The 25,252-nt window shown below is 60.6% G+C and carries 21 protein-coding genes; 5 read left to right on the top strand and 16 right to left on the bottom strand.

Features of this window, described 5'->3' with window-relative positions; all coding sequences use genetic code 11:
- Window positions 1-25: 25 nt before the first annotated feature.
- The 8 genes from ASC80_RS01175 to ASC80_RS01140 form a co-directional block, all read right to left on the bottom strand.
- Entirely contained in the window at window positions 26-2,113 is a 2,088-nt protein-coding gene (locus tag ASC80_RS01175; protein ID WP_056292076.1) for a 3-hydroxyacyl-CoA dehydrogenase NAD-binding domain-containing protein, read from the bottom strand.
- Window positions 2,114-2,123: 10 nt separating this feature from the next.
- Complete coding sequence (locus tag ASC80_RS01170) at window positions 2,124-3,407, bottom strand: acetyl-CoA C-acetyltransferase (protein WP_056292075.1); 1,284 nt, start codon at window positions 3,405-3,407, stop codon at window positions 2,124-2,126.
- On the bottom strand, window positions 3,407-5,674 hold the full coding sequence (locus tag ASC80_RS01165; protein WP_056292072.1) for an acyl-CoA dehydrogenase: 2,268 nt from the start codon (window positions 5,672-5,674) through the stop codon (window positions 3,407-3,409). Before ASC80_RS01165 ends, ASC80_RS01170 begins: the two co-directional genes overlap by 1 nt.
- A gap of 262 nt (window positions 5,675-5,936) precedes the next feature.
- A complete protein-coding gene (locus tag ASC80_RS01160; RefSeq protein WP_056292067.1) occupies window positions 5,937-6,554 on the bottom strand; it encodes a flavin reductase family protein in 618 nt (205 codons plus the stop codon).
- Entirely contained in the window at window positions 6,551-7,195 is a 645-nt protein-coding gene (locus tag ASC80_RS01155; RefSeq protein WP_056292065.1) for a TetR/AcrR family transcriptional regulator, read from the bottom strand. Before ASC80_RS01155 ends, ASC80_RS01160 begins: the two co-directional genes overlap by 4 nt.
- 26 nt (window positions 7,196-7,221) lie before the next feature.
- Window positions 7,222-10,365, bottom strand: a complete 3,144-nt coding sequence (locus ASC80_RS01150; RefSeq protein WP_056292063.1) for an efflux RND transporter permease subunit — start codon at window positions 10,363-10,365, stop codon at window positions 7,222-7,224.
- A 20-nt stretch (window positions 10,366-10,385) separates the two neighbouring features.
- Complete coding sequence (locus ASC80_RS01145) at window positions 10,386-11,495, bottom strand: efflux RND transporter periplasmic adaptor subunit (protein ID WP_056292059.1); 1,110 nt, start codon at window positions 11,493-11,495, stop codon at window positions 10,386-10,388.
- Between the two features lie 111 nt (window positions 11,496-11,606).
- Entirely contained in the window at window positions 11,607-12,128 is a 522-nt protein-coding gene (locus ASC80_RS01140; RefSeq protein WP_056292056.1) for a cupin domain-containing protein, read from the bottom strand.
- Between the two features lie 134 nt (window positions 12,129-12,262).
- On the opposite strand from ASC80_RS01140, the gene ASC80_RS01135 reads away from it, so the two are divergent.
- From ASC80_RS01135 to ASC80_RS01115, 5 genes are all read left to right on the top strand, one after another.
- Window positions 12,263-12,478, top strand: a complete 216-nt coding sequence (locus tag ASC80_RS01135; RefSeq protein WP_056292054.1) for a CsbD family protein — start codon at window positions 12,263-12,265, stop codon at window positions 12,476-12,478.
- A gap of 225 nt (window positions 12,479-12,703) precedes the next feature.
- Entirely contained in the window at window positions 12,704-13,057 is a 354-nt protein-coding gene (locus ASC80_RS01130) for a nuclear transport factor 2 family protein (protein WP_056292052.1), read from the top strand.
- A 213-nt stretch (window positions 13,058-13,270) separates the two neighbouring features.
- Window positions 13,271-13,807, top strand: coding sequence for a hypothetical protein (locus ASC80_RS01125; protein ID WP_156464209.1), 537 nt, complete (start codon window positions 13,271-13,273; stop codon window positions 13,805-13,807).
- A 351-nt stretch (window positions 13,808-14,158) separates the two neighbouring features.
- Window positions 14,159-14,821 (top strand): protoglobin domain-containing protein, encoded by a 663-nt coding sequence (locus tag ASC80_RS01120; protein ID WP_056292048.1) that lies wholly within the window; start codon window positions 14,159-14,161, stop codon window positions 14,819-14,821.
- A 141-nt stretch (window positions 14,822-14,962) separates the two neighbouring features.
- The gene (locus tag ASC80_RS01115) at window positions 14,963-16,045 is read left to right on the top strand and encodes a substrate-binding periplasmic protein (protein ID WP_244487214.1); all 1,083 of its coding nucleotides are present in this window, start codon (window positions 14,963-14,965) and stop codon (window positions 16,043-16,045) included.
- A 101-nt stretch (window positions 16,046-16,146) separates the two neighbouring features.
- Here ASC80_RS01115 and ASC80_RS01110 read toward each other — a convergent pair whose 3' ends face one another.
- The 8 genes from ASC80_RS01110 to ASC80_RS01075 form a co-directional block, all read right to left on the bottom strand.
- Window positions 16,147-17,232 (bottom strand): glycerol dehydrogenase, encoded by a 1,086-nt coding sequence (locus ASC80_RS01110; protein ID WP_056292043.1) that lies wholly within the window; start codon window positions 17,230-17,232, stop codon window positions 16,147-16,149.
- Window positions 17,229-18,005 (bottom strand): SDR family NAD(P)-dependent oxidoreductase, encoded by a 777-nt coding sequence (locus ASC80_RS01105; RefSeq protein WP_056292040.1) that lies wholly within the window; start codon window positions 18,003-18,005, stop codon window positions 17,229-17,231. Before ASC80_RS01105 ends, ASC80_RS01110 begins: the two co-directional genes overlap by 4 nt.
- A 2-nt stretch (window positions 18,006-18,007) precedes the next feature.
- Window positions 18,008-18,841, bottom strand: a complete 834-nt coding sequence (locus ASC80_RS01100) for a carbohydrate ABC transporter permease (protein WP_056292037.1) — start codon at window positions 18,839-18,841, stop codon at window positions 18,008-18,010.
- Complete coding sequence (locus tag ASC80_RS01095; protein WP_056292036.1) at window positions 18,841-19,701, bottom strand: carbohydrate ABC transporter permease; 861 nt, start codon at window positions 19,699-19,701, stop codon at window positions 18,841-18,843. Before ASC80_RS01095 ends, ASC80_RS01100 begins: the two co-directional genes overlap by 1 nt.
- A gap of 64 nt (window positions 19,702-19,765) precedes the next feature.
- The gene (locus ASC80_RS01090) at window positions 19,766-21,088 is read right to left on the bottom strand and encodes an ABC transporter substrate-binding protein (protein WP_082512464.1); all 1,323 of its coding nucleotides are present in this window, start codon (window positions 21,086-21,088) and stop codon (window positions 19,766-19,768) included.
- A gap of 58 nt (window positions 21,089-21,146) precedes the next feature.
- Complete coding sequence (locus ASC80_RS01085) at window positions 21,147-22,199, bottom strand: ABC transporter ATP-binding protein (RefSeq protein WP_056292033.1); 1,053 nt, start codon at window positions 22,197-22,199, stop codon at window positions 21,147-21,149.
- 3 nt (window positions 22,200-22,202) lie between these two features.
- Window positions 22,203-23,729, bottom strand: coding sequence for a xylulokinase (xylB, locus tag ASC80_RS01080; RefSeq protein WP_056292029.1), 1,527 nt, complete (start codon window positions 23,727-23,729; stop codon window positions 22,203-22,205).
- A 41-nt stretch (window positions 23,730-23,770) separates the two neighbouring features.
- A complete protein-coding gene (locus tag ASC80_RS01075; protein ID WP_056292026.1) occupies window positions 23,771-25,252 on the bottom strand; it encodes an FAD-binding oxidoreductase in 1,482 nt (493 codons plus the stop codon).

Here is a 25,252-nt window from a genome sequence, read left to right as displayed (position 1 = left end):
GAAGGAGATCCGTCGTGTCGATATCTCAGGTGAAGGTAGCCCAACCGGCGTCCGGCTTGAAGCGGTCTCCGAATTTCGCTGCGAGCGCTTCAAGCGCCGACACGACATTCTGCGGTCCGCGCGCGCGCGCATAATTCAGCGGCCCGCCACGGAACGGAGCATAGCCCGTCCCGAAAATCATGGCGCCATCGACAACGTCCGCGTTGTCGACAATGCCTTCCCGCAGGCAGGCGACGCAGACATTCGACATCGGCAGGATCAGGCGGTCGGTCATTTCGGGCATCGGCTGGATTGCGGTCTTTACCTTCACCGCTTTGCCGTCCTTCCATTCATAAAAGCCCTTGCCGGTCTTGCGCCCGAGTTCGCCTTTGCTCACCTTCTCGCGCAGCCATTCCGGTGCCGGAGGCAGTGTACTGTCCAGCTTGGCGCGCAACATATCGCCGACCGCGAGGCAGATATCGAGACCGACCTGATCGGCAAGCTCGATCGGCCCCATCGGCATCCCGAATTTCTCGGCCGCGGCATCGATCACCGTCTTGTCGATCTTCTCGTCGAGCATCACCATCGCCTCGAGCATGTATGGCGTCAGCGCGCGATTGACGAGAAAGCCCGGCGAGCTTTTCACCGGCAGTGGCAGGCGATCGATGGCGCCGACAAACGCGCGCGCCATGGCGAGTGCATCCGCATCGGCCTGATCGTGGCTGATCACCTCGACCAGTTGCAGCCGCGACACCGGATTGAAAAAATGCAGACCGAGCAGACGTTGCGGCGATTTCAGCGTGGTTCGCAAATCCTGCAGTGGGATGCTGGAGGTGTTGGTTGCGAGAATCGCACCTGCCTTAATGCGCGGTTCGAGCCCGGCATAGACCTTCTGTTTCAGATCGAGCTTTTCCGGTACCGCCTCAATGATGAGATCGGCGTTGCGCACGCCCTCACCGTCCATATCCGGGATCAATCGATCCAGCGCATCGCGCACCTCGGTCTTCTTGCGGATGATCTTGCCGAACAATTCGCTGGCGCGCTTGATCGCGCCGGCGATCGGCTCCGGCTTCATGTCCGCGAGCGTCACGCGCAGACCCTGACGGGCGCACCACGCAGCAATATCGCCACCCATCGCCCCGGCACCGATGACATGCACGTGCTTAACGGTATTCGTGCCGTCGGCGAGCTTCTTCATCTCTTCGCGCAGGAAAAACACACGAATCAGGTTCTGCGCCGTCGGCGTTACCATCAGCTTGGCGAACGACGTTTTTTCCGCACGGAGCATCGCCGCCCGGTCGCCGCCGTGGCGCTCCCATAGATCAACCAGCGCATAGGGAGCGGGGTAATGATCCCTGCGCGCGGACTTGCGCACCTCCTTTCGCATCCGTGACGCGAGCAATCCACGCACAAAGCCGACATTCATCAGCCGTGCCAGTGCACCCTGCCGGTGAGGCTTCAAGCGGCCAAAAACCGCGTCCTTTACTGCGCTCCGGATGTGCCGTTCATGCGTCACAGCATCGACCAGCCCCAGCGATTTCGCCTTGCGCGCATCGATGGTCTTGCCGGTCAGCATCATCGTCATCGCCTCAACCGGACTGACGAGATGCGTGAAGCGAACGGTGCCGCCAAGACCAGGGTGAAGACCGAGCATCACTTCCGGGAATCCGAACCGCGCATCATCGATCGCGACACGCGTATCGCAGGCCAACGCCACTTCAAGACCGCCGCCAAGACAGAAGCCATGAATGACCGCAACGCGCGGTACCTTGAGCGCCTCAAGCCGGTCGATCACGGCGTGGGCGCGGCCGATCTCCGCTTCCACTGCCGCTGGATCGGACGCACCACGAAATTCGTTGACGTCCGCGCCCGCAATAAAACCCGATGTTTTCGCCGAACGGATCACCAACCCGGCGGGCCGCTCGCTTTCCAGCGCGTCGACGATCTGGTTGAACTCCTCCATCACGTCGGAAGAAAGTGTGTTGGCGCTGGCATCGGCACGGTCGAACAGAAGCCACGCGATGCCGTCTTCATCGCGCGTCAGTTTGAAATTCTTGTAAGGGCTCACCGCCGCCGGCGTCGGCCCGAGTTCGAGCACACGATCCTTGAGAACGTCCATGATCCTGCTGTCCATGATCGTTCCCTTATACTGTCTCGATGAGCATGGCGCCGCCGAGGCCACCGCCGATGCATTCGGTGGCAATACCACGCTTGGTGCCGAGCCGCTGCATGGCATTCACCAGATGCAGCACGATGCGGTTACCGCTGGTGCCGACCGGATGGCCGAGGCTGATCGCGCCGCCATCGACGTTCAGCTTCGCGCGCTCGATCTGGCCGGCGGCACCGTCTAGCCCGAGGACGTCACGACAGAACCTGTCATCGTTCCACGCGGCCAGGCACGCGAGCACCTGCGCCGCGAACGCCTCGTTAAGCTCCCACGTGTCGATATCGGTGAGTGTCAGATTGTGGCGCTTCAGCAGTTCAGTCGACGACAGCACCGGACCGAAACCCATGATCCCGGGATTGAGTCCCGCCCACGCGCTGTCCTTGATCACCGCCTTGGGCTTGAGTCCGTACTTTGAAATCGCATCTTCCGAAGCCAGAATGGTCCAGCACGCGCCATCGGTGATTTGCGACGAATTGCCCGGCGTCACCTGCCCCCACGGGCGCTCGAAGGCCGGCTTGAGCTTGGCCAGCTTGTCCGTCGACGAATCCGGCCGTACGCCATTGTCGTGATCGTAGAATGTGCCATCGCGCGCGAAGGCGACCTCAACTTCGTCTTTTAGAAAGCCCTGCTCCTGCGCGCGCGCCAGCCGCTGATGGCTCTCGACCGAGTAAGCGTCCGCCTGCTCGCGGGTCACGCCCATCAAATGCGCCACGACTTCCGCCGTCTGCCCCATGTTGAGATCGGTGACCGGATCGGTCAGCCCGCGCTCCAGCCCGATGATCGGCTTGAAATAGCTCGGCCGCGTTTTCAGGAATGCCGCGAGCTTGGCCATCGGCCCCTTGGCCGTAGCCAGTCTGGCGAACCAGCGAACGCCGGATTGCGGAAACACCAATGGCGCGTGGCTCAGTGCTTCAGCGCCGCCCGCGAGGATGAGGTCGGCCTTGCCGGCCTCGATATAGCGATAAGCCGTGTCGATCGACTGCATACCGGAGCCGCAATTGATCTGCACCGTGAAGGCAACCATGCGCTCACCCATGCCGAGGCGAAGTGCCGCCACACGCGCCGGATTCATTTCATCCGCGATGACATTGACGCAGCCGAGAATCACCTGATCAAACGCGGTGGCTGCGAAGGGTTGCCGTGCAAGCAATGGCCGCCCGGCCTGCACCGCCAGATCGACGGGGGTGAAAGGGCCGGGGCCGCCCTGAGCTTTCAAAAACGGCGTGCGGCTGCCGTCGATAATATAGACCGGACGCGTCATCAGCTTGCCGCCCTGTCTGGAGATGTGCGCCGCACAGCGGGCCGCTGATGATAGATCGGCGACAGCGCTTCCGGCGCGAAGTCATCGACCTCGATCACCTTCGCGACAGCTTCGTCTGCCACCTCAATGGCGTAACCTTCGTCGGCGGTGATCACGCCCTTGTTAACCGCCTCTTTCCAGTCTCGAATCTTGGCGGCATGCATCTTCTTATCGATCGGCGCATTGGCGGTCACCAGCGTGAACGCACGCTCCAGCCGTGTCAGCGGACCATCATCATTGGCCCCGGCATGATAGAGTCCGGCGGTGAGCCGGTCCCGTGCCGCACCCGGCGCCAGAATCAGCTGCGCGCAGCGATGCACGACATCGTCCGACGGACCGAGAGTTTTCGCGCCAAGCGGCTGCGTGACAAACTTCAGCAACGCAGCAACAGGCCGGTTGGGCATGTTGGCAAGAATTTCCGCAAAGCGGTTCTCGATGGTGCGGATGCCGTTCGCCATCACCCATTGCAGCGCGGCGAAATCATCCTTCTGACGCCCTTCGTCTTCCCACCGCTTGAGTGCCGCAGACAACAGATAGAGTTCAGAGAGAATGTCGCCGAACCTCGCCGACAGCATTTCACGGCGCTTCAGCGCACCGCCGAGCGTCAGCAACGCCATATCGGCGCACAGCGCGAACGCAGAAGAGTAGCGCGAGAGTTGACGATAATAGCCGGTCGCCTCCGCGGCATCGGGCGCAGGTGCAAACGCGCCGCCGGTCCAGCTTCGTCCCCACGCGCGGAACAGATTGCCGATGGCGTGGCCGACATGCTTCCAGAACGAGCGATCGAAATCCTCCAACCCCTTTGTCTGGTCGGGATTGGCGATCGCGTTCATTTCCTCGAGCAGATAGGGATGCGCACGAGTAGCCCCCTGTCCGAACACAATCAGGTTGCGCGTCAGGATATTGGCGCCCTCCACCGTGATCGCCACCGGCACTGAGCGATAAAGCGCGCCCATATAATTCTGCGGCCCATCGATCACCGCCTTGCCGCCGTGGATGTCCATCGCATCGTCGACCGCGATACGCAGGCGCTCGGTGGCATGCAATTTCATGATGCCGGAGATCACAGCCGGATGCTTGCCTTGATTAAGCGCCGCGCAGGTCAGCCGCCGCGCCGCATCGAGCTGATAGGCCGTGCCGGCGATGCGCGCCAGCGGCTCTTCGATGCCCTCGAACTTGCCGATCGGCACATGGAATTGTTCACGGATCCGCGCATAGGCGCCAGTCGCGCGCGCGCAATACGCTGCCCCTGCCGCGGATTGCGACGGCAGCGAAATGCCGCGGCCCGCAGCGAGCGCCGTCATCAGCATCTTCCAGCCCTGACCGATGCGCTCCTGCCCGCCGATGATGTAGTCCATCGGAATGAAAACGTCCTTGCCCCAGTTCGGCCCGTTCTGGAACACCTGCATTGCCGGCAGATGCCGATGGCCAATGGTGACGCCGGGCAGATCGGTCGGGATCAGCGCTACGGTGATGCCGAGATCTTCCTCGTTGCCGATCAGATGATCGGGATCGCGCGCCTTGAAAGCGAGGCCGAGCAGTGTCGCGACTGGCCCCAGCGTGATGTAGCGCTTGTGCCAGTTCAGCCGGAGGCCAAGCACCTCCTTGCCCTCAAATGTGCCCCGACAGATGACGCCGGTGTCGATCATCGATGCGGCATCGGAGCCAGCTTCCGGACTGGTGAGTCCGAAGCAGGGAATCTCGCGACCCTCGGCGAGACCGGGAAGCCACTTGTCCTGCTGCTCCTTGGTGCCGAAGCGCATCAGCAATTCGCCCGGCCCGAGAGAATTCGGCACCATCACTGTGACGGCGGCTGTGACCGACCTCGAGGAAATTTTCCGCACCACTTCCGAATGAGCATAGGGCGAGAAACCGAGCCCACCGAACTCCTTTGGAATGATCATACCGAGAAACTTGTTGCGCTTGATGAAGTCCCAGACTTCGGGCGGCAGGTCGCGCCATTCCCAATTGACCTTCCAGTCGTCGACCATCGCGCAAAGCTCTTCGACCGGGCCGGCGAGGAACGCGCTCTCCTCCTCGGCCAGCGTGGCCGGCGCATTGCTCAACAGCTTCGACCAATCCGGATTTCCGGTGAACAGATCGGCGTCCCACCACACGTCGCCGGCTTCGAGCGCCTCTCGCTCGGTGTCGGACATCGGCGGCAGCGCCTTGTGCGCCCACGCAAAAATCGGTCGTGTCAGGAGATCGCGGCGAAGGGAGAAGCTCATGGGATAGTCCCCGTATCGAAGGCGGCCGGTGGGATCGGCCGATTCAGAAATCCGACGGCGAGAATGATCAAAATACCTGCCGTTAATAGCAGCCTGTGATGAACCCGCATTTACACGTCATGTTGAACTTGATGCGAATTCCCGAGAACCCCTTGACCACTCATAAACAATCGCGATTTGCAAACATCGTTCCCAAACGCTTTTTGAACAATTTGACACACCCTGCCGGGAGATCTGCGATGCCCGGCAGGTGTGTCACATTTCACGCCGGACGCACCATCTCGAACATGGCATCGGGTCGAATCTCGGCGTAATCGCCAAGCCGCCCGGCACGCAGAATCGGGTGCGCGAGCGCCGTCTGGTAGACGCCGTCCTTGATGACGCTTTTATCGATATAGACCGCGACCACCTCTCCCAGCACCAGCCAGGAATTAGCCTTTTTGCCGTCGACGCCCTCAAGCTGAATGAGCTGCGTCAGCTTGCATTCGAACGAGGCGAGGCTTTCGCCGACCCGTGGCACGTTGACGATGCGGCTGGGCACCTTGGTCAAACCGGAAATCTCGAACTCATCGACCTCATGCGGCACGGTCGCCGATGTCTTGTTCATCGCCTCGCCGATGTGCTTTGTCGCGAGATTCCAGCAGAATTCCCTGGTCTCGGCGATGTTGGCGACGCTGTCCTTCCAGCCGACGCTCGAAAAGCCAATGATCGGCGGCACGTAGTTGAAAGCGTTGAAAAAGCTGTAGGGCGCGAGATTGATGCCACCCTTGGCGTCACGCGAGGAAATCCAGCCGATCGGGCGTGGGCCCACGATGGCGTTGAAAGGATCGTGCTTGAGGCCGTGGCCTTTGGATGGCTCGTAGTAGTGAATATCGCTCATGAAGGATTGTTGTCCGCTGTGGTCTTACCCGACGACATGTCGGGCGTGCCCAGCGTAAGGCCGGCGATAATAAAGTCTATCATTTGATCGAGGGTCGGCCCCGGTTTTCGCGAGCTTTGCTCGATCATCTGCGGGTGGAAGAAGCGCAGCATCCCCGCACAAACGATCTTGGCCGCGAGCTCCACGTTGGTCACCTTAAACTGACCAACCTTGGCGCCATCCGCGATGATCCCACCGATCGTTACAACGATATGCTGGATATGCGCTTCGCACACATTCCAGCTTTCCTCCATCGCGATCGCGACCATCTCGTGGATCTTGGCGTCGCCGACGAAGCGTTCGGCGTTCATCTTGCTGACCGTAGCCAGAAGTTCTCGCAGCCGCTCGACGGCAGGCGCGTCCTTGGCCGCGATCTGTTCGGCAGCCGATTCGACCTCACCCATCAACCGGCGAGCGACGCCTTCATGGATCGCCTTCTTGGAATCGAAGAAACGATAGACATTCGCCGGAGACATTTTGAGCGTCTTGGCGATGTCCGCGACCGTGGTCTTAAGATAGCCGATGTCGCGAAACAGCCGTTCGGCCGTTGCAAGAATGCAGGCTTTCTTTTCGGAATCGGCATCGTCGTGAAGCAGCGTCATGTCGGCATAGATACTCGTGGTTCGATTTACTCTGCCGCGGTCGCAAGCGGCGGCGCATGCCGGAGATGGTCCGGCTTCGCAGGTTCCTCATGCCCCGCCTCGCCTGGCCCGCGTTCATCCAGGCTCTTGCGAAACCATAGCGCATAAAGGCCCGGCAGGAACAGCAGCGTCAGGAATGTTGCAACGAACAATCCGCCCATGATGGTGATCGCCATCGGCCCCCAGAAGGCGGAGCGGGACAGCGGAATCATCGCCAGAATCGCAGCCAGCGCCGTCAAAATCACTGGCCGGGCACGCCGGACCGTGGCCTCCACGATGGCCTCGCCTCGCGTCATACCAGCGCTGACGTCGGCCTCGATCTGGTCCACCAGAATCACGGCATTGCGCATGATCATACCGGCCAGCGCGATCAGGCCGAGCAACGCCACGAAACCGAACGGACTGTTGGCGACGTTGAGGCCCAGCGACGCGCCGACGATGCCGAGCGGTGCGGTCAGGAACACCAGCGTCAGCCGTGAGAAGCTCTGCAGCTGGATCATCAGCAGCGTCAGCATCCCGATCACCATCAACGGGAAGAGAATAAAGATCGAGGCATTGCCCTTCTGGGATTCCTCGATCGCACCGCCGATCTCGATGCGATAGGCCGGCTGCAGGCTGTCGCGGATACTCTGAAGCTTGGGCCAGATCGCATTGGTGACGTCCGGCGCCTGCACGCCGTCGACGATATCGGAGCGAACGGTGATCGCCATGTCGCGGTTGCGCCGCCACAGGATCGGCTCCTCGTGGGCGTATTCAATCTTGGCGATCTGCGATAGCGGCACGGCGACGCCATTGCGCGAGTAGATCGTCAAATCGCCCACGTGCCCCAGCGCCAGCCGTTCGGACGGGACCGCGCGGGCGACCACGCCGACCTTCTCGACGCCATCGCGCAGCGTCGTCACCTGCACGCCGGAAATCAGCATGCTTAACGATTGCGAGACATCCTGCGGCGTCAGACCAAGCGCGCGGGCGCGTTCCTGATCGATTGCCAGCCTGAGCGAAGGCGTCTGTTCGTTCCAGTCGAGATGCGGGTCGACCACCTTGTCGTTGGCCCGCATCACGTCGCGAACCTTGTAGGCAATCTCGCGCACGGTCTTGGTGTCCGGTCCGACAACACGGAACTGAACCGGGAATCCAACCGGAGGTCCGAAATTGAAGCGGTCGACGCGCACCCGCGCCTCAGACAGGGCGCCATTTCCGACGGCTTTCTCAAGCCGTGCCTTGATGCGTTCACGCGCCTCAACGTTCTTGGAGACGATCACGATCTCCGCGAAGGACTCGTTCGGCAATTGCGGATTAAGGCCGAGCCAGAACCGCGGCGATCCCTTGCCGATATAGGTCGTATAGGTCGCGATATCCTTGTCGTCCTTGAGCAGGTTCTCGGCCTGCTTCGCCGTTTCCGTGGTGACGCCGATCGCGGTGCCCTCAGGCAGCCGCATCTGGAAGAACAGTTCCGGGCGTTCCGAGAGCGGGAAGAACTGCTGCTGGACATGACCGAAGCCGATGATCGATGCCGCGAAGATCCCAAGGGTCGCGAGGACCACGGTACCACGACGACGGACGCACCACTGGATCACGCTGCGCAGACCACGATAGAGCCGCGTCTCATAGATCGCATGCGGGTCGTGGTTATGTTTGCCTTTCGCAAAATCCGGCAGCAGCTTGACGCCGATATAGGGCGTGAAGATCACCGCCACGAACCATGACGCGACCAGCGCGATCGCTACCACCCAGAAAATGCCGCCGGCATATTCGCCGACCGACGAATTGGCAAAGCCGATCGGCAGAAAGCCGACTGCTGTCACCAGCGTGCCCGTCAACATCGGAAACGCGGTGGATTCCCAGGCGAAGGACGCAGCTTTGACGCGATCCCAACCCTGCTCCATTTTCACCACCATCATCTCGACGGCGATGATGGCGTCATCGACCAGAAGGCCGAGCGCGATGATCAGCGCACCAAGCGTGATGCGATGCAAATCCATGCTCATCGCGTTCATGACGATGAAAACGATGGCGAGCACCAGCGGCACCGACAGTGCCACGACGATACCCGTGCGCCAGCCGAGCGCCAGGAAGCTGACGAACAGCACGATCGCCAGCGCCTCGACGAAGGAGTGAACGAATTCACTGACGGCGTGCTCGACCACCACCGGCTGGTCGGCCACCTGCTCCAGTTCGATTCCCTGCGGCACCGCGCTCATGAATTGCGCCGTCGACTTCTTGACGGTTTCGCCAAGCTCGAGAATATTGGCGCCCTTGGCCATCACCACGCCGATGCCGATTGCCGGCTTGCCTTCCTGACGAACCACATAATCCGGCGGGTCGACGAAGCCGCGCGTTACGGTGGCGATGTCGCCGAGGCGAAACACCCGGCCGTTGCCTTCAACAGGCGTATCGGCCACGGCTTTCACGCCGTCGAATGCGCCGGTCACGCGCAGCGGCACACGCTGCGCTGATGTTTCCACCGTACCGGCAGGAACGACCGCATTCTGCTTGGCAAGCGAATCGAACAATGCCTGCGTGGTGACGCCGAGCGTCGCCAGCTTGGCGTGCGAGAACTCGACGTAGATCCGCTCGTCCTGCGTCCCGTACAGATTAACCTTGGTGACGTTCTCAGTCTTGAGCAGGTGCTGACGAAGCCCTTCCGCCACCTTCTTGAGCTGCGCATAGTCCGCGCCGGTGCCGGTCATCATGTAAAGGACTGAATCGACATCGCCGTATTCGTCGTTGATGTTCGGACCGATCAGATTGGCCGGAAGATCGCTACGAATATCGTTGAGCTTCTTGCGCAACTGATAGAACAGCTGCGGCACTTCCTTGGCGGGAGTCGAATCCTTGAAGCTCATCTGCATCGCGGTGAACGACGGTTTGGTATAGGTCGTCACCTTGTCGAAATACGGCAGTTCCTGAAGCTTCTTCTCGATCGGATCGGCGACCTGATCCTGCATGTCCTTCGCTGTCGCGCCCGGCCAGATCGCGTTGATGACCACGACCTTGATGGTGAATGACGGATCTTCCGCGCGGCCAAGCCGCTCATACGAGAAGAAGCCAGCAACGCCGAGCATGACGATGAAAAACAGGATGAGCGTCGGATGAGCAACCGCCCAGGCCGACAGATTGAACCGCTTCATCGCGTCCTCCGCGAATTCGATCAGAACGACAGGGCCGAGACGACCCGGACCTTCTGGTCGGGATCGAGCTTCTGCACGCCAAGCACGACCACCTTGGCGCCTTCATCAACACCGCCGCTGATAACGACGTCGCGAGACTCATAGGCTTTGACCGAGACGGGCTTGAGCGACAGTTTTCCGGTTTCCGGGTCCGCGACATAGAGCGACGCGCCCTTGCCCTGACTGAACAGGGCCGATAACGGCAACCGCGCAACCCGCTCGCTTTGCGGATCGGACATCGTCAAGGTAGCGGTCATGCCGAGCGACACCTGATTGCCGGCGTCTGGCAGCGAGAATTTCGCCAGATAGGTGCGCGTCGCCGGATCGGCGGTTGGTGCAAGCTCACGCAATTTCGCGACGTATTGCTTGCCGGGCTCGGACCACAACGTGACATAGGCCGCGCCGCTGCGGGCGAAATTCACCAGCGTTTCCGGAATCGCGACCACGGCCTCTTTCTCCTCCGATCGCGCGACGCGAATGGCGGTCTGTCCGGCGGCGACAACCTGACCGGGCTCAACCAGCGTCGCGGTCACGACACCCCGCGAGTCCGCCAGGAGATTGGCGTAGGACAGGCTGTTCCTGGTAAGTTCGACCGAGCGCTGGGCACGGTTAAGTCGCGCCCGCGCCTCATCGGCTGAGGCTTTGACCTGATCGAGTTGAGCCTGGGTCGACCAACCGCGACTGCGCAGATCGTTGGTTCGGGTTTCGGCGGCACTGGCCTGCGCCAACACGCCCGTCGCCGCGCTCAATTCGGCATCGGCCTGCTCAGCCTGCAATTTCAGATCGACTTCATCGAGCACCGCGAGAGGCTGGCCGACCTCGACCACCTGCCCGACCTCAACCAGGCGCTTGGCGACCTTGCCCGGCACGCGAAAGCCCATGTCGGTTTCAATGCGCGGCCGAATGGTGCCCACGAAAGATCGCTGCGGCGACAGCGTTTCGTAATGGACCGGCGCGACCAGAACCGGGCGGGCTTCTTCGCTCTTTTCCGCAGGTGCCTTGCTGCAGGCGCCCAGAGTAAGCGCCCCAAAGACAACTACAACAACAGCTAAGCCATTGAAATTTATGGGATGAAATCTGGAATCGCTCATAGCGCAACCTCGGTGTTAGCGAAGGATACGCTCCACTATTGATTGACGATTGTCAATATTCGTCAGTAGTCAGAGTGTCGCAATGCAACCAATTGGCAGGATTGCGGTATTTCAACGCTGCTTTTTCTCCGCCGGATCGCGGTGGATCGGATCGACCCATAGCACCGCCTCTGGCTTCTCGACCGGCTCAATATCGAGATTGATCGCAACCGCCTCGCCGTCGCTGCGGACCAGCACGCACTCCAGAACCTCGTCCGGGCTGGCATTGATTTCCTGATGCGGCACGTAAGGCGGCACAAAAATGAAATCGCCCGGCCCGGCTTCCGCCGTGAACTGCAGGTGCTCACCCCAGCGCATGCGCGCTTTGCCGCGAACGACGTAGATGATGCTTTCAAGATGACCGTGGTGATGCGCACCGGTCTTGGCATCGGGCCGGATCGTCACGGTACCGGCCCACAGCTTCTGCGCGCCGACGCGGGCAAAGTTGATCGCAGCCTTCCGATCCATGCCCGCTGTCGAGGGCACATTCGGATCGAGTTGATTGCCTGGAATCACACGTACGCCGTCATGCTTCCAGCGCTCCGCATCATCATGGCTGTGCGAATGGTCATGCGGATGATGATCGTGCGACATGGTTTTTGCTTTCGCGTTTGTTTGTCATTGGTTGCGAGCGTCGCTCGCGTGATTTCCCAAGCCAATCAACAGAAGCGGAACATTTCGTCAACTCGCCGGTTATCTCCTTGAACGCGCATGTAAAGGAGATTGTGATGGGTAGTACGGCTGACAAGATCAAAGGCGCCGCCAATGAGGCCATTGGCAAGGCAAAGCAGGGCGTCGGCGAGGCCACCGGTTCCGACCAACTGAAGGGCGAAGGCGCCATTCAGGAAGCCAAGGGCCACGGCCAGAAGGCAGTCGGCAATGCCAAGGAAGCGGCGAAGGAAGCCGTGAACAAGGCCGCAGAACTCGCCAATAGAAAACTCTGAATACGTGACGCTTTCTAACGTCATTGAAAAGACCGGCCGTCACGGCCGGTCTTTCTTTCGTCATGTCTGGTGCGTCGATCACCAGCAGGATTTCGGCAATCCCAGAATTCCCTTGGGTCAATGAAGCTGAGGATGAGTTCCGGATCGTCTTGAAAACGGCATTCAATCTCTTACGGTCGGGATACCTGCGATCTGCAACACAACGGCACTTTCAGGACGCAAACCATGGCATCCGACCACGACATCCTCGTCAGCCTCAATCGCGACTACATCAATTCGGTCCAGCATTGTGACGTCATGCGCTTCGACCAAATCCTGGCGCCAGAATTCTACTGCTCCAACCCCGACCGCTCGCTGGTCGACCGCGCCGGCTTCCTGAAGCAGACTGCGATCCCGGTTACCATTTCAAATCTCGAAGCGCAGGACGTCATGATCCGGATCATGGGCGACTTCGCCATCATCCACGCGCGCACCCGCTATCACACCGCCGACGGCCGCGAAGACGGCGGGCGGTACACCGACGTCTGGGCCAAGCGCGACGGCAAATGGCTCGCGGTCTCCGCGCATGTGACGCGCTGATTGCTCCAGCGACTCATGCGAAGCCCGATCCGTCGCTCGTGGCTCGGTTAACGATTTCATCCATGTTGAAGCGGCAGGATGCTGCGGCGGCGCGTCTGTATAAACCCTTGTTTCAGGGGTCATATTCGCTGGATTAATATCTGATTAACCATACCGGCCAACCCTCACGTCATGACACAGCGCGCGGAGACACCGACTACGGAAATCGAGAGCTTGCTCAAGCTGCTCGCCAGCAATTCCATCCACGTTCAGTCGGGCCGCACGACGACCACACTTCGCATTCTGATGATAACCGAGTGGAGCGCGCGGATCGTCTCGATCTCCGTCGCCACGCTGACTGGCATTGCGATCACGCTTATGCTTTCGACCAATGGGGAAACGACAGCGCGCGCCAATACTGTCATTGCGGACAACGCCAGCCATCAAGCGAAGACAGATCCGTTGTTCAGCCGGCATCGCCCGACCGCACGCGGCCAATTCGTGATTGCCGCACCGGCTGCAGCAACCGACACCATGACAACGCCGGGTTCGCGCTTCGCTTTTATCCGCGGCGGACTCGACGATACCATGTTGACCTGGAGCGCGGCAAAACGGCCGAAGGCAATCGAGCCCGTGGCGCAGGGGAAACGTCGGCCTCACCGAGCTCGCAAACCTCGCTTGAAGCCTGCTGTGCGCACTGTGACGACAGAAGACAGGCATCAGCCATGGCTGATTGACCTACTCGTCCGCCACCTCGCTCGCGGATCATGATTCACGAAATGACACCGGAGACAGCGATGCACGACAGGGCGCGAACACACGACACACTTCCCAACGCAGAAATCAAAGCTCTGCTGATCTTACTGCTGCTGAAAAACGGCACGCCGTCACGCGAAATCCAGACTGCGCTCCGCCTCGCGCGGGACGAGACTATGGGCTCAGATCCGAACGCATCATCCTACCTCTCGGCAAAGCCCCCAAGCCGCTCTGTCTCGCCGCGCCAGCGAATCCGGAACGACTACCTCGCTCCGATAAGACGTCCCGCACGAGGCGAGTCGATCGTTTCACAAATCTTCATTAACCATTCCGGAGTTAGATCAAGCCTCTGCTTGGGGCCAGCACATGACAACTGATCTCGCTGAGCTCGTCGGGTTCAGTTCGGCCGACACAGCCCATCTTCAGGCTCTCAAGCCATTGATGGTCAGCGGTCAGGAAGAGGTCATCAACGCCTTCTATAATCGCATCCTGTCGTTTCCCGCTTTCAAGGAAATGATCGAGAAGACGTGTGAGCGCGATAACATCAGCGTCGGACAGCTTGTCTCACACATCAACGGGGTGCAGTTCAAACACTGGGAGCGATTTTTCGACGGCACTCCGGATCAGGCCTTCAAAGATTTCGCACACAAGATCGGCATCGCCCACGAGCGCTGCCTCCTGAGTAGCGATCTCTATGTCGCAAGCTCCGCAGTTATCCTGGAAAAATTCATCACACGCGCGCTCGACCATCACCTCGGTGACGCAGGGCAAACGGAGACCGTCAAGGCCTCGCTCAGCGCCATGATCCATATGTTCTTTCTGGATTTGTCGCATGCGATCACCGCGTATGACAACGCCGCCGTCCGGAGCGCGTTCAGGCAGGTGTCCGAGCCTATTCTGAATGCATTTGAGGAAGACGTTGCCCGCGATCTTGATTCGATGGCAGAGGCCGCCGGCGAACTCAACGGAACGATCAAGAATATTTCCGCCCTCAACAAGGACAACATGCAGCGATGCCACGTCGCATGACCTGCGGACATCCGCCGGAACACTCTTCGTGCAATCAGAACCCTGATCGACATGTATGAACCGCGACCATCACGACCGATCCGCAGGCCGGCATGGCTTCGCCCATCGGCACTATTCCTGCCACGATTGACCCCATCCCGCGTGGCTATCTTGGCCGCACTCATTCTCGGCACACTGGCCACCACCCTTCCCTGCACTGCGCGGGACCTGCCGCCCATCGCGTCGCGCGAACTGGTGATCGGGATCAAAGAAGCCCCACCCTTTGCGATGAAGCAACCCGGTGGCGAGTGGCAAGGCATTAGCGTCGATCTCTGGCGCGAAGTAGCGAACAACCTGCGTCTTCGTTATCGCTTCGAGGAAGAACCCACCGTAGGCGCTCTGATCGATGGGGCGGCAAACGGCAAGTTCGACGTCTCCATCGGAGCGTTGACGGTCACCGGAGCACGCGCGCGGGTTCTGGATTTTACCTCGCCGTTTTACTCAACCGGCCTCGGCATCGCAGTACCGGCCAGCGGATCGCTGAGCTGGCTTCCCGTCCTGCAGGCATTCATGAATGTCGGTTTTCTGCAGGCCGTTCTTGCGCTGCTTCTCCTCGCACTCCTGGTCGGAGTCATCATCTGGTTTTTCGAACGCAAGAACGACGAGTTCAGCGGTGGTGTCAGAAAAGGACTGAGCTCCAGCATGTGGTGGGCGACCGCAGCCATGACCCGGAGAGGCATGGTTGAGTATAACCCGCAAACAGCCGCAGGACGCATCGTCGCGAGCATCTGGACGGTGACATCGATCGTCGCCGTTGCGGTGTTCACGGCGGCCGTAACGTCGGCGCTGACGGTCCGGCATCTGCAAGGTACGGTCCACAGCGTACAGGACCTGCGGACTGTCCGCGTCGGCATGGTCAAAGGGACGTCAACGCACGATGCGCTGTCGGAACTCCAGATCGCCGCTCATGAGTATGCGAACGCGCGCGACGGACTGCTCGCGCTGCGCTCGCACAAGATCGACGCGTTCGTCTACGACAAGCCACTCCTTGCCTGGGTGGTTCAGCAGCAATTTTCCTCATCCGTCGAAATGCTCGACACGACATTCCAGCCCCAGCACTATGCGTTCGCCATCCCCAACGACAGCCCGCTTCGGGGCTCGCTGAATATCGCGATCCTCGACGCCATCCAGAGCATGTGGTGGAAACAGACGACGACGCGTTATCTCGGCAGCAACGTATACTGAACGAGACTCCCGGCAGATCGCGAGCGGGGATACACGCTGGCGCTGTGCTTAGTATCCCAGGCCAAGATCGCTTGATAAACTTCCATAAAGAGGGCGTGCACCTAAGCTGCGCAGCGGTCCGCATCTTCCAGTGCGGCTATGAGATTCTGCACAGTCACAGCACCGACGAACTGCTTGAGATATGGCGCTTCGGCAATCGAGCGTTCGGCAATTGTCCGAATGCCCTCCTGCACGTTGCCGGAGAACCCGAGATCTTTCAGGCTCGTCGGCAAACCGACCTCGCGATAGAATGCAACCATATCAGTAAGAAACTTTGCCGGCCGCTTTTCGAGGCAGAGCTGTGTCAGGAGACCGAATGCCACTTGCTCGCCGTGAAGCGACGAATTGAGTGACGGAATTGCGGAAAACCCGCGGGTCAGCGAGTGTGCAATCGACAAGCCCCCGCTTTCGAAGCCAAGGCCACTGAGCAGGATCGTCGCCTCAACCACATTCTCGAAAGCTGGGTCCGGCTCCTTGCGATCGACCGCAGCAAGAGACGCAATCGCATCCCGCCGGATTACCTGATAGCACTGATCCGCGATAAAAACCGCCAGCGCGGCCGGACGCGCCTTGTAGAAATTCAGGCCTCCGGAATTGTAGCACTGTTCCGCCTCGAATTTCTTTGTGAGCGCGTCACCGATGCCGGCGACAAAGAACCTGCGCGGTGCGCGGGCGATAACGGACGTGTCGACAACGACCGCGTCCGGATTGGTCGCCATCATCCTGACTTCCTTCAGGACGTGATCGTCGGTGTACACAATTGCAAGCCGGCTGGTTGGCGCGTCATTCGAGGCCACCGTCGGCACGACGATGATTCCGCCGCCCCGCAGGATCCGAACACCCTTTGCGGTATCGATCGCCTTGCCGCCTCCGATCGCAACGACGACATCGCTCTTGGTGGCATCTGCCTTGCTTGCCATCAAGTCGATCTGCGACGCGGAGCATTCTCCAGAAAATTCAGCGAACACCCATCCATCGACGCAAGGCTTAAGCAGCGCTTCAAGCTGTGGCCGCAATGATCCCAGCACGGCAACATCCGCAACGATAAGCGGACGCCGCCCATACATCGGAACCAGCGTCGCAAGTTCGCTCAGGGCACCCGGCCCCTGAACATAACGATGCGGTCCGCCGAACGCGCGAATGGTCATTGGTCGCCCCAGAAAAAGTCGCGTTTTCCGCCATCCATGCAGATCAACGCGCCGTTGATGAAAGCTGCCTGAATGGAGCACAGAAACGCGATCAGCGATCCCACTTCTTCCGGCTGGCAGAAACGCCCGAGCGGGTTCTGGCCCGCAATAATGGCCCGTTTCTCCGCCGAGAAACCGGCGATCAACGCCGTCTCGACATAGCCCGGAGCAATTGCGTTGACCGTAATCCCCGCGCCGCCGACTTCCTTCGCCAGCGTTCGCGTGAAGCCGATAACGCCGGCTTTCGCGGCGGAATAATTCGTCACGCCGGGACGTCCGCCGCCGGTCACGTTCATCGACGAGGTATTCAAGATTCGCCCGAAACCCCGCTCCCGCATCAACGGGACCGCATGCTTGCTGCACAGAAATGTGCTGCGCAGATGAGTGCGGACAATGATGTCCCAGTCGTCGAGCGACATGTTCTCGGCGAGGCTGCCGAGATGACGGCCACCCGCGCCAGCATTGTTTACCAGAATGTCGAGCTTCCCCAATCCGCGATAGGCTTCGCGCACCACGGATTCCGCGCCCGCTTCCTCCGAGACGTCGCCGATAGCGACCACCGCAGCCGTGCCGGCGGCCTTCAGTTCGGCCACCGTCGCTTCCGCTGCTTCACGATCGATGTCGTTAATTGCGATGGAGCATCCCTCCGCCGCCAGTGCCAGCGCTTCCGCCTTGCCGATACCCCGCGCAGCGCCCGTGACCAGTGCGGCCTTGCCTTTCAGTCCGAGATCCATGTTTAACCCTTCACCGCGCCAGCGCCGAGGCCTTGAATGAAGTACTGCGTCAGCAACGCGAACGCGGCGAACAATGGCAGCGCGATCAACGTCGATCCCGCCATGATCTCACCCCAACGCAGATCGAACGATCCGACCATCGATGCCAGCCCCACGGGCAGCGTCTTGTTGGCGTCGCTGCCGATCATGATCAGCGCGAAGGTGTAGTCCGTCCATGACAGGAGAAACGAGAAGATCGCGACCGTAATCAATCCGGGCAGCGACAACGGCAGAACGACCCGCAGGAATGCGCCGAGGCGCGTACAACCATCGACCATCGCGGCTTCTTCCAGCTCGAACGGCATGCCCTTGAAGAAGCCCCACAGGAACCAGACGCCAAGCGGCAAGGTCAGCGTCAAATGCGATGCTATCAGGCTGATCAGCGTATCGCTGAGTCCGAGCCGTGCGAAGATCGTGAACATCGGAATCGCGATCAGCAGCGGCGGGAACATGTAGGCGTAAAGCATCGCGCCGACGATCAGTTTCTTGCCGCGAATCCGCTGCCGCGTAACGGCATAGGCAATCATGATCGAAAAAATCATCGTCACCACGACCGTCACCACCGCGACGATCACGCTGTTCATGAAATGCGTCGGATAATCGGTCAGTTCGAGCAGGTTGCGATAATATTCCAGCGTGAACGGACCTGGCACCAGCGAGACGGTGCTGAGCAGGCTCGTCGGCTCACGCAAGCTGGAAATGAACATCCAGTAGATCGGAAACGCCGAATAGACCGCGATCACGATCGCAGCGGCATAGAGGCTGAGCCGGGCGGGAAGCGATTTGACGGCGGCCATCAGTCGTCCTCCAGCGGGAAGATGCGGAAGTAGAAGAACACGGCCACCGACAGGATCGCGAAGGAGATCGTCGCGAGCGCGGCGCCACCGCCGATGTCGAACAGGCTGAAGGCGTGGCGATAGGACAGGATCGCCAGATGTTCGGTGGAGCCGACTGGACCACCGCGCGTCAGCAGCCAGATCACGTCGAACTTGTTGAACATCCAGATCGCCCGCAGCAGCACGACCACAGTCAGGATCGGCTTCAGCATGGGAAGCGTGATGTGGAAGAAGCGCTGAACGGCTGTGGTGCCATCCACCCGCGCTGCCTCATAAAGCGACGTCGGCACGGTCTGCAACGCAGCGAGAAAGCAGGTTGTCACGAACGGAGTCCACATCCAGACGCTGACAAGAATGACCGACGTCATTGCAGCGCCGGAACTCTCGAACCAGTTGACCGGCGGCAATCCCGCCGCTGCGATCGCCTTGGTCAGGATGCCGATGCTGCCGTCCACCATCCACTTGAACGTTAGAATGACGACAACCGTCGGCAGCAGATAAGGAAGAATGGAGAGGCCGCGCACGAAATTGCGGCCTGGAAACGTTTCGTTCAGGATCAGAGCAAAGCCGATGCCGAGCACCACCTGAAGCACGATCGAGCCGGCCGAATAGACCACGCCATTCCATAGCGCACACCAGAACTCGGGCAGTTGAACAATTGCAATGTAGTTATCGAGGCCGGCCCACTTGGCCTCACCGACAAACGAATCGAGCTTGTAGAAGCTCAGGCTGATCGCATACGCCACCGGCGCGACGATCAGGACGAGCGTCACGAGAAGTCCGATCACCAGGAAGGTGTATATCGTCGCCTTTGAACTCAAAGCCGTCTTTCCGGGGAAAAGCCCGGCCGGACGTATCCGGCCGGGCAGTTGGCACGTGCGTGTGTTACGCGATGAGCTTGCGCATCTTGTCGCCAGCCGCCTTGACGCAGTCGGCCGCCGGCATGTTTTTCAGAATGCGGTTTTGCAGCATCTCGGGGATCACGAAGCCCTCGAATACTTTCCCCGGGCGCAAGTCCGGCGCCGGGCCTTCGGTATCGACCGAGGTCAGGATGACCGACTTGTCGACGATAAAGTTCTTCATCGTCTCGACCGCATCCTTGTGCTTTTCGATCAGTGGATGAGCCCGCCAGCGCGCGTCCTCATAAACGTCGAGGCGTGGCGGCTGGAAGTGCAGCGGCGCGGTGTGCAGGAAGTTGATGTACTGCTTCTCGGTGAACCATTTCATGAACTTCATCGACTCGTCGGAGTTCGGCGTCTTCAGCACAACCCAGCCGTCATAACCGTGGTTGACCGCCTTTGCCTTACCAGCGCTGTCCATGTAGGGCATGATTCCGTACTTGGCCGCGAGAGCCGGCGATGTACGTTCCAGCGCCTCGATGATCCGGCCCGCATAGGCTGTGTGCCCAACCTTGTCCGAGGAGAAGTTGGAAAGCACTTCACCGAAACTTGCTTGGCTGGTGCCGGACGGCATGGTCTTGTAGAGGTCGGCAAAGAAATCGAGATAGGCTGCAACCTTCGGCGCCATTGTGGGATTGTCGATGGCGACATTCCACTTGTCGTCGAACAGCTTGACACCTTCGGCCCACATGAAGCCGGGCGACAGCCAGTTGGTCGCGCCGTTGCTGCCGATCGGGAATAGCGAGCCGGAGCGGCCATCCTCGTTCAGCGCCTGCGAATTCTTGAGCATCTCGGCCCAGGTCTTGGGAACGCTCAGGCCCTTCTTCTCGTACAAATCCTTGCGGTAATAGATCCACGCCAGATTGTAGTCGTAGGGATACCAGTAAGTTTCGTCCTTGATCGGGAAAAGAATCTTCGGACCCCACTTGTGCTTGCTGGTCAGTTCAGTGAGCGGCATCAGATGGCCTTCGGCCTGCAGCAGCAGGACGTGACCGACGAACGCGAATGTCGCGATGTCGTAGGGCTGCCCGCCGCGCAGCGAGGTCGTCACCTTGGTGAAGGCGTCGTCGAGCGGCACGGAATCGACAACGACCTTCGTGCCGAACTGGCGCTCGTATTCAGCACAAGCAACCTTCAGCGCGCGAATGCTGTCGATAGAAGTTTCGGTGTTCAGGAAGCGGATCGTCTTCTTGCCCTGCCCCCAAACCGCCGGCGCGCCGAGCGTGCCCGTGGCGAGACCTGCGCCGATTGCACCAGCTCCCTTGATGAGCGTACGGCGATCGATATTCAATTTCCCGTTTTTAGCCATTCCCTTGTCTCCCATGGCAATTCACTCCTGTGAATATTCGTTGGATTTCTTGGTGGTCTTAAAGTCGCTGCCCCGTCGATTTCGAAAACAAATGGAGCCGCCCGGCGTGAAGCCGGACGGGAATACGCTGGCCGAACGTCCAGTTATCGACGCGATCGGTGAGAATACGCAGACGCGCGCCGCTCACCTCGCCGATGCCGAGTGTCTGCGCACCGAGTTGTTCGATAACGCCGACTTCGAATGCGAGCGCATCAGAGCCCTCGCCGAGGGCGATATGCTCTGGCCGGATGCCGAGCACGATGTCCTCGTTGACCGTTCGATACTGATCGGGCAGCGCGATCCGCAGCGCACCGCTTTCGAATACGCCGTTCGAGGCACGCCCTTCGATCAGATTCATTTCGGGTGAGCCGATAAATCCGGCGACGAACAGATTGACCGGGCGGTCGTAAACTTCCAGCGGTGCGCCAACCTGCTGCACGTGGCCGTCGCGCATGATGACGATGCGATTTGCAAGCGTCATCGCTTCGACCTGATCGTGAGTCACGTACACCATGCTGGTGCCGACTTCCTGATGCAGCCGGGCAATCTCCTCTCGCATGCGCACGCGCAGCTTGGCATCGAGATTGGACAGCGGCTCGTCGAGCAGGAACACTTCGGGGTCACGCACAAGCGCGCGGCCAAGCGCGACGCGCTGCATCTGGCCGCCAGAAAGCTGCTTCGGCTTGCGCTTCAGGAATTCGTCGAGACCGAGCATCTTCGCAGCGCGTTGAACCCGTATGTCGATCTGCGCAGGATCCATCTTTCGCATCCGCAGACCGAATGCGAGATTCTCGTAGATGGTCTTGTGCGGATACAGCGCGTAGTTCTGGAACACCATCGCGATGTTGCGATCCTTCGGCTCCAGCGCCGTGACATCGCGGTCGCCTATGAAGATCTTGCCCGAGGTGATTTCTTCGAGGCCTGCCATCATGCGCAGCGTCGTCGATTTTCCGCAGCCGGACGGCCCCAGAAACACGACAAACTCCCCGTCGCGGATCGTCAGGTCCACGCCGTGGACAGCGACCACCGGACCGTAAGCCTTGCGAACTTTTTCAAGCCTGATTTCTGACATGCATCACTTGCCTTGGCCGGCCACGAAACCGTGGATGCGATGATTGATCGGCGCGAGCGCCGCCTGAATATCGCGGTAGATCGGGAAACCCCGATCGTAGACCGCAGCCCGCGCCGGGTCGGGCACCGCTCGCGATACAATGCGGACGACATCGGCTGCGGAACGCTCGTCCTTGAAGACGCCGATTCCCACGCCCGCCAGCAATGCGGCGCCAAACGAGGCATCCGCGACGGCAGGAAGCTCGACCGTGATGTTCAGCACATCGGCGACGATCTGCCGCCACAAGGCGCTGCGCGCTCCACCACCCGTCAGGCGCGCGGTCGAGAAGCCGAGCCCCTTGGACTTCATGACCTCGAGACAATCCCGCAGCGAATAGGCCACGCCCTCATAGAGCGCACGGACAAAATGACCGCTGCCATGATTGAAGCCCGCGCCGACAAAATCCGCGCGCAACAGCGGATCCCAGTACGGGCTGCGCTCGCCATTCAGGTACGGATGGAAGAACAAGCCTTCTGAGCCCGGTTGCACAGCGGCCGCACGGGCGTCCATGGCATCGAACACCGCGCTGCCGTCCTCACCCTCGCGGCGGAAGAACGTATCGCGCAGCCACTTATGCGCGGACGCGCAGGAGTTGGTGGCGGCGATGACGTACCAGTGATCCGGCACGACGTGATAGTAGTTGATCAACGAGAAATCCGGTCTCGGCTTCGGGGACAGCACATTCACGGTCGCCGCCGTCGCGAGTTTCACGACGCCCATGCCTTCGCGCACCATGCCCGCGCCGAATGTCTCGGCTGCGGTGTCGGACGTGCCGCAAACCACCGGCGTGCCCTCGGCCAGACCCGTCGCCTGCGCAGCCTTTGCCGTCACCTTGCCGACCACCGCGCTCGGCTTTACGATCGGCGGCAGCGTCGCCATCGGCCAGCCGATCATCTCACACAGTTCTTTCGACCATTCGGCGGTCTGCGCATCCAGCATCAGGGTGCCGAGCGCATCGATGGTGTCGGTTTCCCAGGTGCCGGTGAATTGCGCGCGCAGCCAGTCCTTGGCGACATACAGCCGCTTCACACGCGCGAATGCGTCCGGCTCATGCGTCCGCAGCCACAGCATCTGCGGCAGCGTCCAGGTCGGGTTGGCACGATTTGCCCCGATCTCGAGAATGCGCGCATCGGCCTTGTCGCGAAGCTGTTGCGTCTCATCGCGGCTGCGCTGATCGTTCCAGAGAATGGCCGGGCGGATCACGCGGCCGTCGGCATCCTCCAGCACTTGCGTGTGAGCGCCGGCGGAAAACGAAATCGCGGCAATGTCCGATGCAGGGCGGCCAGAGGCTTTCAGGCCGCGGCGCAACGCATCGCACGCCGCGATCCACCAGCCCTCCGGGTTCTGTTCGCTCCAACCCGGATGTGGCGACGATGTCGCAACCGGCGCGGACGCCTCACTGACCAGCGAACCATCAACCTTGATGATGCTGATCTTGAGCGAACCGGCGCCGAGATCGATGCCGACCAGAAGAGGATCAGACGCAGCCATGGCCTGCACCCTCCCCGACGGCAGCGCCGATGCGGGCCATGTCAATCACGGCGAATGTCTTTCGCATTCGCGCTCGCGCGCAAGCCGATCTTGCCGGGATTGAACAGATTGCCCGGATCGAGGGCGTCCTTGATCGCCTGCAACACCGCGAGGCCGGAACCCAATTCACGCTTCATCCACGGATTGCGGAACAGACCCGCTCCATGATGGTGCGAGATCGACCCGCCATGATCCAGCGTCAGCTGCTGCACGGCGTCCCAGAGCTTCTCGTGAATCGGCAGCGCCTGAGCTTCCGGCATCGGCGGCAACCGCACCGTCATGTATTGGCAGGCGCCTTCCGGATAGACGTGCGACCAGTGCGCGCCGAAATGTACGCCGGAATGAATGGCCCGCACGGCCTTGCCGATGGCGTCATACATCGCGGGGATCGACGACCAGTTGCCGGTCACTTCGATGGTATCGTTGAAATAGCCTGCGTCATGCCATTTCTGGGAATAGGCAACGTAGCGATTTTGCCTCCAGTGCTGGTACGGGCCGTCGGGACCGACCTCACCGCCCTGCGCCGCAGCGATCTCCAGTGCCATATCCTGTTCGGCCGTCACCACCGGCTCGCTGCCGGCGAATTGCAGCACCGCGAGAAACGGCTTGGTCTTGAACAGGGCGATATCCTTGGTCCGCTCGTCACTCTCGACCCGGTCGTAAAGGCGTACGATCGACGGACGTAGTTCCGCCTGCATGATAAGGCGTGCACTATCAAGCGCCGCCTGAAGCGAAGGGAATGCAAGCACGACGCCGCGCTCCACCGCCGGCTTCCTGAAAATACGCAGCGTCGCCTCGGTGATGATTCCCAGCGTGCCTTCGCTCCCGATCATCAGGTCGCGAATCGAGGGGCCAACTGCGCGCCGCGCAACAGGCCGTACTTCGAGCGGCGCACCATCCGGCAGCACAGCCTTCAAGCCGACGACAATGTCCTCGATCTTTCCGTACCGGCTGCTCAACTGACCGCCGCCCCGGCAGGCGAGCCAGCCCCCGACGGTCGAAATCTCGATGGACTGCGGCAGATGCCCGCTGGTGTATCCGGCCTCGTTGAGTTGGCGCTCGAAATCCGCGCCGTTCGTGCCGGCCTGCACGGTCACAACTGCATCGGTCGGATTGATGGAAATAATCTTGTCGAGCCGGCGGGTGTCCACCATGATTTCGCCGCCCAACGGAATAGCGCCGCCAAGCACACCCGAGCCATTTCCATAAGGAATGACCGGGACATTGCGCGCTTTTGCGAGCTGAACGACGCGAACGATTTCGTCCGGGTTGCCGGGACGAACGACAAGACGCGGCACCGCGCCGGCGATTTCCCCCACTCGCTCGCGGAAGACCGCGAATGGCAGCCGATCCCGCGAATAGCCGAGCCGTTCATCAAAGGACGTCAGGACATTGGCGCTGCCGACAATGGCACCGAAAGCGGACGCAAGATCTGCGTCGACATGGTCGGTGTCGCGAACTTTAGCGATGGTGCTTGCGGTCAT

Origin of the sequence: Afipia sp. Root123D2 (assembly GCF_001425835.1) — a bacterium.
Taxonomy (GTDB): domain Bacteria; phylum Pseudomonadota; class Alphaproteobacteria; order Rhizobiales; family Xanthobacteraceae; genus Afipia.
This window is presented reverse-complemented; position numbering and strand designations above follow the sequence as displayed.

Bases quoted from the DNA above. Each gene is read 5' to 3' on its own strand.
- ASC80_RS01175 (WP_056292076.1), bottom strand. From the start codon at position 2,113: ATGGACAGCAGGATCATGGACGTTCTCAAGGATCGTGTGCTCGAACTC.
- ASC80_RS01170 (WP_056292075.1), bottom strand. From the start codon at position 3,407: ATGACGCGTCCGGTCTATATTATCGACGGCAGCCGCACGCCGTTTTTG.
- ASC80_RS01165 (WP_056292072.1), bottom strand. From the start codon at position 5,674: ATGAGCTTCTCCCTTCGCCGCGATCTCCTGACACGACCGATTTTTGCG.
- ASC80_RS01160 (WP_056292067.1), bottom strand. From the start codon at position 6,554: ATGAGCGATATTCACTACTACGAGCCATCCAAAGGCCACGGCCTCAAG.
- ASC80_RS01155 (WP_056292065.1), bottom strand. From the start codon at position 7,195: ATGACGCTGCTTCACGACGATGCCGATTCCGAAAAGAAAGCCTGCATT.
- ASC80_RS01150 (WP_056292063.1), bottom strand. From the start codon at position 10,365: ATGAAGCGGTTCAATCTGTCGGCCTGGGCGGTTGCTCATCCGACGCTC.
- ASC80_RS01145 (WP_056292059.1), bottom strand. From the start codon at position 11,495: ATGAGCGATTCCAGATTTCATCCCATAAATTTCAATGGCTTAGCTGTT.
- ASC80_RS01140 (WP_056292056.1), bottom strand. From the start codon at position 12,128: ATGTCGCACGATCATCATCCGCATGACCATTCGCACAGCCATGATGAT.
- ASC80_RS01135 (WP_056292054.1), top strand. From the start codon at position 12,263: ATGGGTAGTACGGCTGACAAGATCAAAGGCGCCGCCAATGAGGCCATT.
- ASC80_RS01130 (WP_056292052.1), top strand. From the start codon at position 12,704: ATGGCATCCGACCACGACATCCTCGTCAGCCTCAATCGCGACTACATC.
- ASC80_RS01120 (WP_056292048.1), top strand. From the start codon at position 14,159: ATGACAACTGATCTCGCTGAGCTCGTCGGGTTCAGTTCGGCCGACACA.
- ASC80_RS01110 (WP_056292043.1), bottom strand. From the start codon at position 17,232: ATGACCATTCGCGCGTTCGGCGGACCGCATCGTTATGTTCAGGGGCCG.
- ASC80_RS01105 (WP_056292040.1), bottom strand. From the start codon at position 18,005: ATGGATCTCGGACTGAAAGGCAAGGCCGCACTGGTCACGGGCGCTGCG.
- ASC80_RS01100 (WP_056292037.1), bottom strand. From the start codon at position 18,841: ATGGCCGCCGTCAAATCGCTTCCCGCCCGGCTCAGCCTCTATGCCGCT.
- ASC80_RS01090 (WP_082512464.1), bottom strand. From the start codon at position 21,088: ATGGCTAAAAACGGGAAATTGAATATCGATCGCCGTACGCTCATCAAG.
- ASC80_RS01085 (WP_056292033.1), bottom strand. From the start codon at position 22,199: ATGTCAGAAATCAGGCTTGAAAAAGTTCGCAAGGCTTACGGTCCGGTG.
- xylB (WP_056292029.1), bottom strand. From the start codon at position 23,729: ATGGCTGCGTCTGATCCTCTTCTGGTCGGCATCGATCTCGGCGCCGGT.
- ASC80_RS01075 (WP_056292026.1), bottom strand. From the start codon at position 25,252: ATGACCGCAAGCACCATCGCTAAAGTTCGCGACACCGACCATGTCGAC.